This is a genomic window from Lentilactobacillus kribbianus, from assembly GCF_013184075.1.
GTDB lineage: Bacteria > Bacillota > Bacilli > Lactobacillales > Lactobacillaceae > Lentilactobacillus > Lentilactobacillus kribbianus.
This window is the reverse complement of sequence record NZ_JABEQQ010000002.1, coordinates 25,821-38,494: the sequence shown is the minus strand read 5'-3', so window position 1 is coordinate 38,494 and position 12,674 is coordinate 25,821. Positions and strand designations below refer to the sequence as shown.

General features: G+C 37.1%; 20 protein-coding genes. All 20 read right to left on the bottom strand.

Annotated elements, in window-relative coordinates:
* Positions 1 to 2 precede the first annotated feature (2 nt).
* Positions 3 to 629: a phage scaffolding protein gene (locus HII32_RS04855; RefSeq protein ID WP_172188910.1), complete on the bottom strand. Its 627-nt coding sequence runs from the start codon at positions 627 to 629 to the stop codon at positions 3 to 5.
* Between the two features lie 92 nt (positions 630 to 721).
* On the bottom strand, positions 722 to 1,870 hold the full coding sequence (locus HII32_RS04850; RefSeq protein WP_172188908.1) for a phage minor capsid protein: 1,149 nt from the start codon (positions 1,868 to 1,870) through the stop codon (positions 722 to 724).
* Complete coding sequence (locus HII32_RS04845) at positions 1,854 to 3,404, bottom strand: phage portal protein (protein WP_172188906.1); 1,551 nt, start codon at positions 3,402 to 3,404, stop codon at positions 1,854 to 1,856. The genes HII32_RS04850 and HII32_RS04845 overlap by 17 nt, the downstream gene beginning before the upstream one ends.
* 60 nt (positions 3,405 to 3,464) lie before the next feature.
* The gene (locus tag HII32_RS04840) at positions 3,465 to 4,787 is read right to left on the bottom strand and encodes a PBSX family phage terminase large subunit (protein WP_172188904.1); all 1,323 of its coding nucleotides are present in this window, start codon (positions 4,785 to 4,787) and stop codon (positions 3,465 to 3,467) included.
* Positions 4,780 to 5,130, bottom strand: a complete 351-nt coding sequence (locus HII32_RS04835) for a small terminase subunit (protein WP_172188902.1) — start codon at positions 5,128 to 5,130, stop codon at positions 4,780 to 4,782. The genes HII32_RS04840 and HII32_RS04835 overlap by 8 nt, the downstream gene beginning before the upstream one ends.
* 277 nt (positions 5,131 to 5,407) lie before the next feature.
* Positions 5,408 to 5,560, bottom strand: a complete 153-nt coding sequence (locus tag HII32_RS04830; protein WP_172188900.1) for a hypothetical protein — start codon at positions 5,558 to 5,560, stop codon at positions 5,408 to 5,410.
* Entirely contained in the window at positions 5,553 to 5,765 is a 213-nt protein-coding gene (locus HII32_RS04825) for a hypothetical protein (RefSeq protein WP_172188898.1), read from the bottom strand. The genes HII32_RS04830 and HII32_RS04825 overlap by 8 nt, the downstream gene beginning before the upstream one ends.
* A gap of 2 nt (positions 5,766 to 5,767) precedes the next feature.
* On the bottom strand, positions 5,768 to 5,980 hold the full coding sequence (locus HII32_RS04820; protein WP_172188896.1) for a hypothetical protein: 213 nt from the start codon (positions 5,978 to 5,980) through the stop codon (positions 5,768 to 5,770).
* A gap of 830 nt (positions 5,981 to 6,810) precedes the next feature.
* Positions 6,811 to 7,269 (bottom strand): ArpU family phage packaging/lysis transcriptional regulator, encoded by a 459-nt coding sequence (locus HII32_RS04815; protein ID WP_172188894.1) that lies wholly within the window; start codon positions 7,267 to 7,269, stop codon positions 6,811 to 6,813.
* Positions 7,270 to 7,392: 123 nt separating this feature from the next.
* Positions 7,393 to 7,716 carry a DUF3310 domain-containing protein gene (locus HII32_RS04810; protein ID WP_172188892.1) on the bottom strand — a complete coding sequence of 108 codons (324 nt, stop codon included), beginning with the start codon at positions 7,714 to 7,716 and terminating at the stop codon, positions 7,393 to 7,395.
* Positions 7,703 to 7,825, bottom strand: a complete 123-nt coding sequence (locus HII32_RS07865; RefSeq protein ID WP_281355389.1) for a hypothetical protein — start codon at positions 7,823 to 7,825, stop codon at positions 7,703 to 7,705. Before HII32_RS07865 ends, HII32_RS04810 begins: the two co-directional genes overlap by 14 nt.
* A 20-nt stretch (positions 7,826 to 7,845) precedes the next feature.
* Positions 7,846 to 8,163 (bottom strand): hypothetical protein, encoded by a 318-nt coding sequence (locus HII32_RS04805; protein WP_172188891.1) that lies wholly within the window; start codon positions 8,161 to 8,163, stop codon positions 7,846 to 7,848.
* 2 nt (positions 8,164 to 8,165) lie between these two features.
* On the bottom strand, positions 8,166 to 8,399 hold the full coding sequence (locus HII32_RS04800; protein WP_172188889.1) for a hypothetical protein: 234 nt from the start codon (positions 8,397 to 8,399) through the stop codon (positions 8,166 to 8,168).
* Positions 8,396 to 8,581 carry a hypothetical protein gene (locus tag HII32_RS04795; protein ID WP_172188887.1) on the bottom strand — a complete coding sequence of 62 codons (186 nt, stop codon included), beginning with the start codon at positions 8,579 to 8,581 and terminating at the stop codon, positions 8,396 to 8,398. Before HII32_RS04795 ends, HII32_RS04800 begins: the two co-directional genes overlap by 4 nt.
* A gap of 475 nt (positions 8,582 to 9,056) precedes the next feature.
* Positions 9,057 to 9,557, bottom strand: a complete 501-nt coding sequence (locus tag HII32_RS04790; RefSeq protein ID WP_172188885.1) for an adenine-specific methyltransferase EcoRI family protein — start codon at positions 9,555 to 9,557, stop codon at positions 9,057 to 9,059.
* Positions 9,558 to 9,578: 21 nt separating this feature from the next.
* Positions 9,579 to 9,980, bottom strand: a complete 402-nt coding sequence (locus HII32_RS04785) for an NUMOD1 domain-containing DNA-binding protein (protein WP_172188883.1) — start codon at positions 9,978 to 9,980, stop codon at positions 9,579 to 9,581.
* The gene (locus HII32_RS04780; RefSeq protein WP_172188881.1) at positions 9,961 to 10,365 is read right to left on the bottom strand and encodes a hypothetical protein; all 405 of its coding nucleotides are present in this window, start codon (positions 10,363 to 10,365) and stop codon (positions 9,961 to 9,963) included. Before HII32_RS04780 ends, HII32_RS04785 begins: the two co-directional genes overlap by 20 nt.
* Position 10,366: 1 nt before the next feature.
* Positions 10,367 to 11,227 (bottom strand): NUMOD4 domain-containing protein, encoded by an 861-nt coding sequence (locus HII32_RS04775; protein WP_172188879.1) that lies wholly within the window; start codon positions 11,225 to 11,227, stop codon positions 10,367 to 10,369.
* Between the two features lies 1 nt (position 11,228).
* Positions 11,229 to 11,855, bottom strand: a complete 627-nt coding sequence (locus HII32_RS04770; protein WP_246224861.1) for a putative HNHc nuclease — start codon at positions 11,853 to 11,855, stop codon at positions 11,229 to 11,231.
* Between the two features lie 80 nt (positions 11,856 to 11,935).
* Complete coding sequence (locus HII32_RS04765; RefSeq protein ID WP_172188875.1) at positions 11,936 to 12,649, bottom strand: phage regulatory protein/antirepressor Ant; 714 nt, start codon at positions 12,647 to 12,649, stop codon at positions 11,936 to 11,938.
* Between the last annotated feature and the right edge of the window lie 25 nt (positions 12,650 to 12,674).

Genomic DNA, 12,674 nt, shown 5'->3' with positions numbered 1-12,674 from the left:
TCCTATTTATTTGACAATTCCTTATATTTGGTTGGGTCATTTCGGTACAATTCCATTTGTTCCGCTAAGGTTAGATCATCAAGGCTTTTAGCTGATGAAAGATGACCATCAGGATTGCCGCCAGTCGTGATTTTGACTTTGGTTTTATCTTCCTTAGTTTGAAACAAATAGGCGTCTGATTCTTGTAACGCCTTTAATTGATCGTCCAACCCAATCAAGTTTTCTCCGTCAACACTGATCGCGTCTGAATTTAGTAACGCCTTAACAGCCTTTGGGTTACGTGCGCCAGCTTGAATCAAAGCCATTTCTAGCTTGCTGTTCTTGGTAATTGCTTGAATTTTATCTTCATAAGCATTCTTAGCAGCGGCATTATCATCTTGTAACTTTTGAAGTTGGTTCTTTAATTCTTCGTTATCACCAGCCGACTTCTTAAGCGTGGTTAATTGCTTATCACGATCAGTAATTTGATCATTCAAATCTTTAACTTGTGCCTGAGCAGCTTCTAATTGGGCTTGTACTTCGTCCAACTTTTGACCTTTGGTGATGTCTTTGCCAACTTCTGTCATAATTTTGTTGATAACATCTTCGCTAATTCCTTGTTCAGATAAAAATTCTCTAGTTAATGCCATTATTTGTACTTCCTTTCGATATTTTTACGTGGCGACGACCACGATGTAGGTACAAAAAAAGAACAGTTTAACGACTTATTCAGGTCGAATATTTAATTTATAACTTTTTCACGTCTATAATCACGGGCTAAAACTTCCGAATGATCATCGATTAAACTTCTCAAAGATCCTTGTTTGATACGAATGTCAGACTTAAATTTATTAATTCCCTTTTTATCGCCCAACGCTTCGGCAGCTTTGAGCTTAGACTTACTTTGACGAATACCAGCTTCTAGTCTTCGTTGTTGCTGCGTAAGTTCGTAATTTTTAACTGCTTGTTTGGGGTCAACGGGATCAAGATTATTAGTCATCGTATCGGGATCAAACACCGTATAGTGCCAATGACTACAATTAATGCCTAACGTTCCACCAGCTTCACCATATCCGTGATCATAAACCGTGGGGTAACGTTTGTCATAGCCTTTAGCACCTTTGGGCAATAGATTAACTACCTTACCTTGTAACGGCGCACAAGCTGGACGTGATGAAGCATGAGCGGGATATAAAACTAAATGGTAATCGTAATCGTCCATACGCTGCTTAACTACTTCACCATAGATACGTGGTATAGTCGATTGAATGACGGTGTTTGCGTAACCTTGTGCCGTCCAATGATGACCACCTTTGTCAATTAAACCCGATTCTAACCCGCGATCTTGCCATTTATAAACTGTTTCGGCAAGTGCTTGTTCAGGCGACTTCATACCAGTAGCAACTTTGGCAACGGTGTTATTAACGATGTCAGTATAAGCCTGCGCTTGTGCCGTATCGCTAAAATTATCGCTAATCAGCTGCTGATTAACAAAGTTATTTAATTGCTTTTGAGTTTGACCCAAAAAGGCGTTCATCATCATATCTATATGGTTTGTCGGCTGATGAGTTTTACCAGTAACGCGCTGTAGCTTGCTATCAGTATCGCTTAAAGCCAGCTTGCCAATACTGTTTAATAATTCTTTCAACTGCGTGTTAGCTCTACCCACTTGTTGAGTAATGTAGTTGATTGTATCGCGGTTAAGCAGATTCAATTCAGATAATTTTTTCATCTGCCATTCCAATACATTATCACTGGTTAAATTGCTAAAATCAGCCGTTTTAAGGCGCTTAATGATTTGTTTGAGTATTTCATCTTGCAAGTCTGTATAAACACTAGAAAGAGTGGCTTGTTGGATTGTGAGCTGATGTTCACTAATCTTCTTCGCCATCGTCATCACCGCCTAAATTAAACGGGTTATCAGCACTTTGTTGTTCTTGAAATGACGTAGGCATAGCGTCAGCTTTTGATTGCTTGATTTCTTCCGCCCATTTTCTGGCTTCTGATTCAGGCAGATCATTAACTTTCATGATTGCGTACCAATCTGGTACCAAGCCATTATTAGTTAGCTCGATCATTAAGTCCGCTTGGCTCTTCTTATCAACAAAAACACCATCATCAAATTGAACAGTAATGTCCAAGTCATCAAAATCAACGTTACTTGTATCGATTGGAGTGTCATCAGTAAATAAATCAGGAGTGATTGCCAACTCTAAAATGGCTCTAACCATTTCTTTAATAACTTGTTCAACCTTAGTTAAGTAACTGGAACGAGTTTGATACGTCATTGAGTTATCAGAAACAACTTGAGTAGCTGTTACTGTGCCTAAACTATCAGCTTGACTGAAAGTGCCAGTAGATAAACCAATTTGAATTTCAAATTCTTTAATCAATCGATCCATAGCAGTGTTATAGGTATCCACTCGAATATCGTTAGTGATGTCTGTAGGTTTAAAGCCCGGTTCATCACTACCAACACCAACATAACCCTCTTCATAAGAATCAAAAATTGGGCGATGTTTGTCATCATAACGAACCATTTCTTCCGGAATGATTTGACGGCGTTTGCCCAACTCGATTTCACGAACAAAATTATCGTGGGTTTCATTGATTGCGTCTAATACTTCTTTAGAGTTATCAACTAGCCCAACACCTAATGGACTTTCTAAACTCTTGTTATTAGCGCCAGGAGTTTTAAAGTAAGCAAACAACGGATAGTTTAACCCGTGCAAGGTAACCGTTTCTTCCAGATCTGGATATTGTTCAGCTAATGAAACACGATCGCCAACAATAGCAGGATCAGTAGATTTATAAAGCTCGTTAGTAATGATGTAATCATCACCTTGCCACTCATGAAACTCTAACAAAGTATAATAAACGTTCTGATGATTTTCGATAATGGTTAAACGGCTGCTGATACATGCTTCGGTAACCGCATTGGTGTTAGATCGTAATGGATAAAACTGATCTGCTCTAATCCATGCAAGTTTAATCTTGTCATGGTCAGTTGAATCAACATAAGGACGGATAGCAAAATCACCAATCGCAATTCCTTTTTCTAGCTCTTCTTCAAAGCGGTTTTTAAAATCATTGTCTTCAAGCACGGCTTCAATAAAATCTTGAACCGCTTCGGATTTATCAGTCGTATTCACTGAATCGTCATCGCTCGCGGCAGCCGTTAAGCTACCGATATTAACTTCACACTTTTCATTAAAGATAATGCTAGCTAAACGTCTGGCAGCTGTTTTAGTCATATTTAATGGCTTAAATTCTCTTTGTTGCCGTTCTTTATAAACGTTAATAAAACTTACCATTGGGTACTGATCAGCGTAATAATGAATATTATCTTCAATACGTTGATACTCCCTTGGGTCAATACTAACTCTTGGATCATCTGTAACCTTAGTTAATGAATTTCCTTGCACTTTGTTCACCACCTTGTAAATATAATTTCTAATATTTGTAAATAATCCCAATTTAATCACCTACCACTTCAACCCAAAGTCTACTAGGTTATCCATAATTAGGTACATAAAAGCATCACATGTATGGTCGTTTTCTTTGATAACTTTTGGCTTATCAGACTGGATTGTTTTATCGTCCCAACGGTATTGTTGGTGTTCTTTGATAAATATTTCATTCTCTGGAATATCTAAATAATAAAAACGCCCAGTACCTAAAAGGTTCTGAACGTTATCAATCATTTTAGTTTTTTCAGTTTTAGCAACATGGTGATAACGCCCATCTTCTGGATATTCTTTAAACATTTCATGGTCCAAAGCAAAATCAGAAGTAGCACTATCAGCAGTTTTCTTCCAAGGGTTCATACCCCACTGTCTTATCCATTGATGTTCCACTTCGTGTAAGTCCTTAGCAATATCGCTAGGGGCTTTTTTGTTAGATTTACCAACTGGAGAATAGTAATAAGTGTTTAACAGAATTACCTTGCCAGCGTTAGTTAATCCGTAACAACTTTCAGTGGTTGCTGATACTTGTTGACCGCTATCTTGAGAAAAATAAATATTAACAAGATATTCGTCATCAGGTAGTGACTTCAATGGGTGAAATAGTGTCATGTTGTAAATATTAGTACCTAAGCCAACAGCTTCACCAAGATACAAATAGCGGTAAAGTTCTCTATCGTTATTCTTATACGCTTCAATCAACTTTAGTTGTTGCTTGTTAGTGATGTTTAACTCGTCATCGAGGTAAGTAGAATGGTCTATCAAGTAATCATCATCATTACGAACAGTTTCCACCCACTTGTTGATCCAACTATACGGATTACGTGGTGGGTTGTAAGAATAAAATATTTGAACCTGATTAACGAATGGTGACTGTTGCCGAATAAATGTCGGGTTAGTTTGGTCAAATACTTCAGCGGACTTAAAGTTAGCCGCTTCTTCGTACCACACAGCAATTACATTTCTAACAGTATTTGACTTAAGTTTTTCAGGTTTATCACCACCATAGAAATAAAACGTGCTGCCAGATGATTTATGAGTAATGCGCATTGGACTGACTGCGTAACTAAATTCATTAGTCATATGGAGCATATCCAACGCCCAAACAATTTGACCGTAAACAGAATCACGTAAATTGACTGTGTTCTCACGAATACAAATCACGTTAGCTTTATGACCAAGTTGTGCCTGCTTTTTCATCATCATAACCAGTTTCAAACTAATGGTTGATGACTTAAAACTACCACGGCCACCCTTAGCAACAACATATGGTTTCTTAGTACGCCATAACTTGTAAAAGTGTGGATTGATCATGCTAGTGATGTTTAATTGAGTTTCACTCATTTAAATCACCATCACCTTCACTTGGTACATCATCAACAATTAACGTGCTATCTTCAACGCTGTTAGCCCTGTTAATAGCTTTAGCCTTACCCTCGGCGATGGCAGCTTCAGCACTAGCTTTTCTAATTTGGGCTTGTCGCAACGCTGGGTCTGTTTGGTCATCAGTGTACTTTTCACGATAGTTGTTCTTTAAAAAGAATATCATTGCGGTAACATTGCCACTTTTAGCTTTCTTGTACAACTCATTTTCAATAACAAAGTTAGCTACTTCCTTACCGCCCTTTATAGCCTGTCGAATCTGACTATGTTCTTTCTTCCAGCGTTCGAACGTACGCGGTGCCACGCCTATATTTTCGGCTATCTGTTCATCAGTCAGCCCCTGCATTTTCCAGCCATGAAGAAGTACAATGCTTTCAGGTTCTAGCCATTTTTTATATTTAGCTTCTGCCATAACACACTCTGCACTCCTCCTTTAAATAACGAAAATTAAATCATGCTAGTTTAACTTCTCCTTAATTCCAATTAAGATACCGCCAAACATAACTAAAGGTAACCAACCTATTACAATGATTTTTAATAATTTAGCAATGAATAAAATCACAAGGAACACCCACGAATAATTATTGATTATTTTTAGGGCTTCTTTTTCGGTTTTGTTTAATTTTATTTTCTTCACGTTCCTTTTTCTCTCTCAACCACTTTTCTAATTCAGCATCAGCGTTGGCCCACTCTTGAGTTTCATAGCCGAACTTTGTATGGATCATTTTAGACATGGTAAATCTCCAGCTTCTCACTATTAAACTTGGCGATGTCGCCACTATGTACTCGGTGACCATTAATCAATAGCGGTGCGTGCTTTTTACTGTAATCAATATCAATTTTCACGCTAGCCATTGCTCGGTCTGAAACATGCCCTAGAAGCTCACAAAGCATGGCGTGACCATCATCTACTGAACTATATAATTCTAGGTGTCTCATATTTAAACCTCCTGTCTTAATGAGCGAATTGCTTCAATATTAACTATCAGGTCCTCGCCATCGTTGATAATGAATTTAACGAAAGCACCTAACTTGTTAGACGTTAACTTTTTATAAGTAGTAATTGGTACTAAAACATCACATGAATGTACAACACATATGCCGTCTTCCCAGGTATAGTAGAGTAATTCATACTGGCCTTTCATCATTATCATCAATTCACCTTCCTGATTTTTAAGCAATCAAAAAAGGACTGTCCCCAGTCCCTTAACCCGCATTTTGAATATGTCTGTTAATTTAGTTTTTATGCGGTGACCGCAAGTTGTTAATTTTGACCAAAAGAGGAGTAATCCTCCTAAGTCTTTATTTGGATAAATGCGATCTATGAGGTAGCAAGGAATCGAACCTTACAAGTGGGATATAGGCACTAGTAACCCTTTTTACGCACGTAGCAAACCTATGGCCACGCATCAACCAACTATGTAACCGATATTCCATGACGTCCATAGAAACCAGCTCATACGTCTAACCTTTCCGCTATACCTCAAAATTGCCCCATAGAGTTGTTGTTTTATTTCACTTGGTTTATTTTTGTTTGGGGCAAATAACTCATTGCGGAGTTGAACCGCACCTTGAGGCAAATCAATCCTTAACCGTAAGATGAGTTACGGGGTCATCGCTTGCTCACCGCTCCTAGGTGGCCGCTCTCCCAATTTCAGGTGTGAGTTATCCTGAACAATCACTACCAGGCGTGATAGTGATAATAACTTAGCAGTGGAATCGAACCACTCTTCTGCGTCCTACACGTCTAAGTTAGCTGACTAGATGAAATTGGTATTTGGTTTTGAACACATTGCAAATGTATTTATACTTTAGAAAGGAGTTTTATCAATGGAATTACTTTCTAGTCAGCAAATGTTGCCAGCTGGAATCGAACCAGCTTGAAGCTCCTAGCGACAACTTCGAGGCGTTCCTAATTATTTCACGGTATCATAATACCGCTTTATTACTATCATTTGCCTATCATGTTTCTATCAATTTACTATCATCTGAAAGCAAGTAGTTCGAATGTTTTCTGCATATCATTGTCGATGTAAACCGGAGGACAAACCTCAGCGAAACAAATTAACGCCTCATTTTTAATGCGATAAAATTGTGCTTCTTCAATTCGGTTACCGCTACTTGCAATATGGTCCATTACGCTACGATTACCTTGAAAGTTTGAAACCAAATATGTATCTTGCAAAATAATTCGGTAAACTTCATTTTCAATGACTTCAATAGCATTTCTAACCGTGCTACAGTACGATTTCGCTTGAACAAACCTGATAGCCTTATCTTCACTTGAATTATTAACATTTTGCGCTTTAGGTTCATCACTCATAATTGGTGATTGAAGCGAAACCAATTCTCTCAACTCTATATTGTGCATGTATTCATATTTTTCTAAAACTCGTCTGGAATTTTCTATTGTTTTATCTTTATTAATTCTTCCAAAATACACTAATAGCGCCTCTTTCCTCTATTTCAATTAGTTATTGTGAATGATATAATTAGGTATTGGCTAATTGAAATAAGAAGCTCTATTAAGTCGCCTGCCGGGGCGGCTTTTTTGTTATCTGCAATGCTATTGTGAATGTAATTCTTTCTGTTTAGGTTGATGACTAATTAAGAAATCAATATCTCCTGGTGATAAAATATCATCAAGAAAAATATAGTCGCCGTTTTGCTCCAATTTTTCAGCTACATGTTTTAGTAAGCGAAACTGGCTATAAAATGCCTTTTTGACATCTTCAATGCCGTTCTTCTCTGGAAACCGTAAGTTATATTTCCCAATGTTTCCCACTAAAAAACTTTCTTCAGGATCCAACTTTGGACTGGCTAACTTGCCAAAGGCGTCATACCAATCCAAATCACTATTGCGATAATAGCTTGGCTTAATGGTTGTCATTGCTACTCTCCCTTTTTAATGCCTTGTCAATTTCTTCATCACTAGCTCCCATCATAGATAGAAACGCCGCATACTTCTTTTGATCTTCCGTTAATTCATCGCTATTCATAATTTTCTCCAATAAAATTGTTATTTTAATGCCATCGCTTCACTTAGCAACGTTATAAACACATCGTCAGACTTAGATTTAAACACCCAATCACTGAAACTATACTCAAGAATATGAGTTCCTAAATTTTTAGCTGTATATCCAAGTAAAGTTTCACTCGGACCGAATTTTTGGATAATATCGTCCATTGAGTAAAGTTCAGCTTTGTTAGGATCGCTTGTATATCCGCCAAATGAACGTTTTTCATTATCTTTAGTGCGACTACCCCAAAACAAAGGGTGTTCTACCGACGCATGCTTAGAAGTCATAAGTACATATTTTCGTTCTGAATTTTCCATCGTTATTCCTCCACTTCAACCGGTGTTACGGTGTAAATTAACCCTTGGGCGTTATTTGAAATAAAATCTTCAATGATGTTGCCAGATTTAAACTTCATAGAGTGATCAATTTGAGATAGATCTTGAATAACGCTAACAGCCTTTTTTCTTGTTTTAAAAACTCCTATCGGATTAGTAGCACCGACTTCGTTGTTTTCACTGGAATACTCGGTTGAATATGCTAAATACATAATCATGGTTTCACCTCACTGAATGTAGTTACATAACCGTTGACATCTTCAGCCACGTCTTTAGCTTCGTCATAATTATCAAAGAAATAAATATCAGATATATCACTTGTGATCATGACCTCGTCAACCATATACTTGTATTTTTTCAAATAAACAGCGTCATTAAATTTCACAGCATAAATTTCCATATTGGCTCTCCTAGTTCATTCTTATCACTCGGTAAGAGTGATTTTTGTTATTCCTTTGGGCATAGTGAGCAACTTGACTTGGCTTGCAATGCAAATACCTAGCAATCTTCATGGTTGCTCCATATGCAATTAAATGGTGATTTTTATAAACTGCGTAATCAGTCATCTTCACCGACCCCTTTCAGTAAATCCTTGCTAACAACAATTTTTCTACATAATTGAATTTTGATATTGTCTGGCATACTATCGGTTTCGGAAATATCCAAACAGACGCTGTTCTCATAAACTTTAATGATGGTGCCAGCTATATTGCTTATTTTTAGCCATTAGCTACCTCCTTATCTATTTCGTTCATCCATTCTAACCATTTTGGCAAACAACATACTTGTGAAACCATTTCTTTCTATTTACTGCAGATTTTCTGCAGATAATAGCTATAAAAGTCGATATAACAGCACTTTTTTCTGCAGGTTTACTACACCTCTGTCATATCTTTTAGAATTATTTTCTCTGGCAAAATATTGTGACAAATGTAGTTGGATTGATAAGTTGGCGAATTTAATTCCAAATTGTCTGGATTAATAAATTTAACTCTTGGATACATCACTAAAATTTCGTATTCGTGTTCTTGAAACAATTTTAATCGTTTCTTCGCATCAAACAATCCGGCCATGTTACCAATCATTGCGAACGGTTTTCCTAATTCAAATAGTCGTTTATAAATTTCATTTTTCTTGCTGAAAGGCGGGTTACTCACAATAGCGTCACAATCTTTATATGTGCTAAAGAAGTCCCCACCCTCAGAAATATGGCTGTAAACAACTTCATGGTTTTTCGACAACACTTTAACAAACTCACTTTTTGAAGTGTCAAACGGGCACCAGATTTTTTTGAAGTCTTTAACGTAAGGTTCGATAACCTTAACGGCACTTGCGGGTGTGTACCATTCATCACTCTTTGCTTTTTGTCTTTGCATTTATTTTCTCCAATCAAATTATTATTTCAATAGCCTTAACAGTCGCTTACTAACGACAATCCGGCGACATAATTGCGCTTTAATCTCATCCGGTATGTTCTCAGCATCCGAAATATCCAAACAGACGCTGTTCTCATAAACTTTAATAACCGTACCAGCTATATTGCGGTAGGTTATCCTATCCCAGCGGAAATTATCAGCAACGACATTTTGACCAATCTTATAGTTAGCATGATTAGCAAACTTGTCGCCGTCCTTTAAAAAATAGCATTGGGTTTGCTTGTTAAAATGCTCTTTGGAATAAATGTTTGTTCCTATGGTTCCTAAAGATAATCCAGTATGAAGTGCCGCTTGCCGAACACTATAGTAAATGTGTAGCAAATGCTTATTTTTGTCGTACTGCCTAATTTTTATGTTTGCCACAATGCTCTCCAATCTGGCAACAATCGCCAATCTTCATGATGACAATGCCCTTAGGATTTTTATTATTTCTTCTCGAGCGATATCCTTCAGCTAACGTTGAAGAAACTTCTAAAGCTTTGGCAATATCGGATACTGTTGAACCGTCCGCAATAACCGTAGTACCAACAACCGCTTCATAATGCGAATAAGTATCTTTTCTAGGATTTCTTGGAGTATATGTTTCCTTTGGTTGAAACAGTGACTGTAATTTAGCCAACTTGGAACTATCTTTATTTCTTTTTGCCCAGTCCTTATCTTCGTCTTCTAGTTGATACAGCAACTGATACATTTGCTTTTGTTTGGGCTTTAATCGTTTTTCAGCTGCCTTGCTAAAAGTGATTGGCAATTTAACTCACTCCTTCATCAATTTCATCCATTCGTTTTCTGGTCATGATGTGTAACCTAATCAGGTCATCGTTCTGGCATAAATCATTAATTTCATTTTTATAATATCTTCCTCTTAAAACATCACTTATGGTGTTCTGAGAAACACCTATTTCTTTACTGATTTCTCTTTGAGTAATTCCTTTGAAACTCAGATGAAAAATATTTTGAATATCATCTATATTCAATTTTGAATCCCAATGCTTAACACCACTTCCGATTAAGCCTTTTTTATAAGCATGAGTAATGTTCCCTTTACGATCAGTCCACTCTAAATTTTCAGATTTATTATTGCTTTTATCTCCGTCTTTATGATTTATTTCTTTTAAGCCTTTAGGATTTTCAATAAAAGCCTCTGCCACAAGTCTGTGGACATATCCTAATCGATTTTGATTATCACCGTGAACATATAGATATCCTTTACCGTTATTTCCTGGGATTAATAATTTCCAATCAGTATAGGAGTTATTAGAGTAGTCAAATACCCTTCGATTAGATCGAATACGCCCCATATTAGATACTTGATACATAGAATTAATGCTTTTCCAAACTTCGCCTTTCAAACTTGGAAACGGAACATATCTATTGAAAGTTTCCGCTACTAGAACGTGTAAAAAATGTGTATGTGTTTTTCCTCTTTTATCAGTCAATCCGTAGGTGAAAGTTCCGGGACATCTCTTGTTAACACTCGGTTTCAATATACGTTCCTTAACATGGTTTATAGTTCCCCCTCTGTTAGTGAACTCCCTATATAAGCTTTTGACCTGGCCCCTTTCATTAACTTCATACAACCCTTCATATCCTTTTATTGGTTTCCAAATCATACTAAGACCCCTCCATCTCGTATCGCTTATTCCAATAAATAATCTGCTTTCTAGTCATAATTCCCAGCATTACAAGATCATCCTCGGGTATTTTGATACCTCTAACTTGATATTTTTGTGCAAATTCTAATGCTGGAATATTTTCGGCTTCTTGATGATGAATTCTACATAATGGTAAAAATCTAAATTTACGGTGATCTGTAAAATTACGTTTACGATTCCCTAATACATCTACATGATGTAAGTCAGCGTGCTTACCACAAATAACACACTTTCTATGGATGATACATTGAAGTGTAAGATGATAATCAACAATAATTGAATCCCACAATTTAGTTCTAAAAGGAATATCCCACTCAAAGCAGAAGTCCAATATAAACGTTAAGAACTGATTAGCCGTAGTTACATCACAGTTAGACATTGAGAAGCTATCAGCGCCCGTTTTAGCGTAGTAGCGATACTTTAATACCATCTCGGCATCTCTTTCGTCATATCCGGTAAACTGGCTCACATCGTGAATTAGAGCGAATATCTTCTTACGTTGATCTGGACTAATCATCCGTTCATCTTGGATCGTTAACTCAGCGGTTGGTTGCTTGCCATTGGCGAATCGCTGGAGCTGATCCATATTCAATTCGTCATCTAGCTGCAAGGTTACTTGGTTGCCCTGCAGGCTAATTATTTTGGCAAACAACACTTAACCTCCTATTACACGGGAACATTTAGAAATTTATCGATAAAATATTGCTGCCCTTTACCGGTGACTTTAGGCGTCTTACTGATCGATGTATGCCCATCAGAATGATTAACCACCGTTTCCTTGACTTTAAATAACCCTAAATCCATCGCTCGCTGAGTTGGCATATTGCGATCGGTTCGATTACCGCTGATCAGATAACCGTTCTTTCTCATCCACTCAAACAATCGGTTGGCACCGATATTTACTCCGTTACCACGCAAAATCTTTGCAAGATCGCCAACTAAAATTGATGTATGACTAGTGGCTACTGAATCAGCAAATAATACTTTTGGCTTCTGCAACTCAATTTGCTCCGCTTGATCAGCTGCTAATTTTAATGCTTCGGCATAACTGCCCGGAATTGAATAACCCGTTTGAATTTGTTTTTCCATTGAATTAAAGGCTTCAATGTATTTTAGTTTGAAAGTTAATGCTTTCTTACCTGTGAAGCCCATGGCTAACAATGTGAATCCGTCTCGGTTCATGTAGATAACACGATATTGTTGTTTATTTTGGGGGTGAATGTAAGCATCTTCATAAAATAGGTCTGTCCAATTTTGGACACCCTCTTTTAAATTATCCAAATCTCGTAAAACATGTTGATGACTTTTCCCAAATGTTTCTGCTACTTGCAAGCTACTCGTTACCGCTTGCTGGTTTTTCATAATTACTAAGTCGTTCATTAAAATTCCCCATTTCATTTTTAAA

Bases quoted from the DNA above. Each gene is read 5' to 3' on its own strand.
- HII32_RS04770 (WP_246224861.1), bottom strand. From the start codon at position 11,855: ATGGATCAGCTCCAGCGATTCGCCAATGGCAAGCAACCAACCGCTGAG.
- HII32_RS04765 (WP_172188875.1), bottom strand. From the start codon at position 12,649: ATGAACGACTTAGTAATTATGAAAAACCAGCAAGCGGTAACGAGTAGC.
- HII32_RS04800 (WP_172188889.1), bottom strand. From the start codon at position 8,399: ATGATTATGTATTTAGCATATTCAACCGAGTATTCCAGTGAAAACAAC.
- HII32_RS04855 (WP_172188910.1), bottom strand. From the start codon at position 629: ATGGCATTAACTAGAGAATTTTTATCTGAACAAGGAATTAGCGAAGAT.
- HII32_RS07865 (WP_281355389.1), bottom strand. From the start codon at position 7,825: ATGAATAGCGATGAATTAACGGAAGATCAAAAGAAGTATGCGGCGTTT.
- HII32_RS04830 (WP_172188900.1), bottom strand. From the start codon at position 5,560: ATGTCTAAAATGATCCATACAAAGTTCGGCTATGAAACTCAAGAGTGG.
- HII32_RS04820 (WP_172188896.1), bottom strand. From the start codon at position 5,980: ATGATAATGATGAAAGGCCAGTATGAATTACTCTACTATACCTGGGAA.
- HII32_RS04805 (WP_172188891.1), bottom strand. From the start codon at position 8,163: ATGGAAAATTCAGAACGAAAATATGTACTTATGACTTCTAAGCATGCG.
- HII32_RS04840 (WP_172188904.1), bottom strand. From the start codon at position 4,787: ATGAGTGAAACTCAATTAAACATCACTAGCATGATCAATCCACACTTT.
- HII32_RS04795 (WP_172188887.1), bottom strand. From the start codon at position 8,581: ATGGAAATTTATGCTGTGAAATTTAATGACGCTGTTTATTTGAAAAAA.
- HII32_RS04850 (WP_172188908.1), bottom strand. From the start codon at position 1,870: ATGGCGAAGAAGATTAGTGAACATCAGCTCACAATCCAACAAGCCACT.
- HII32_RS04810 (WP_172188892.1), bottom strand. From the start codon at position 7,716: ATGACAACCATTAAGCCAAGCTATTATCGCAATAGTGATTTGGATTGG.
- HII32_RS04825 (WP_172188898.1), bottom strand. From the start codon at position 5,765: ATGAGACACCTAGAATTATATAGTTCAGTAGATGATGGTCACGCCATG.
- HII32_RS04790 (WP_172188885.1), bottom strand. From the start codon at position 9,557: ATGCAAAGACAAAAAGCAAAGAGTGATGAATGGTACACACCCGCAAGT.
- HII32_RS04775 (WP_172188879.1), bottom strand. From the start codon at position 11,227: ATGATTTGGAAACCAATAAAAGGATATGAAGGGTTGTATGAAGTTAAT.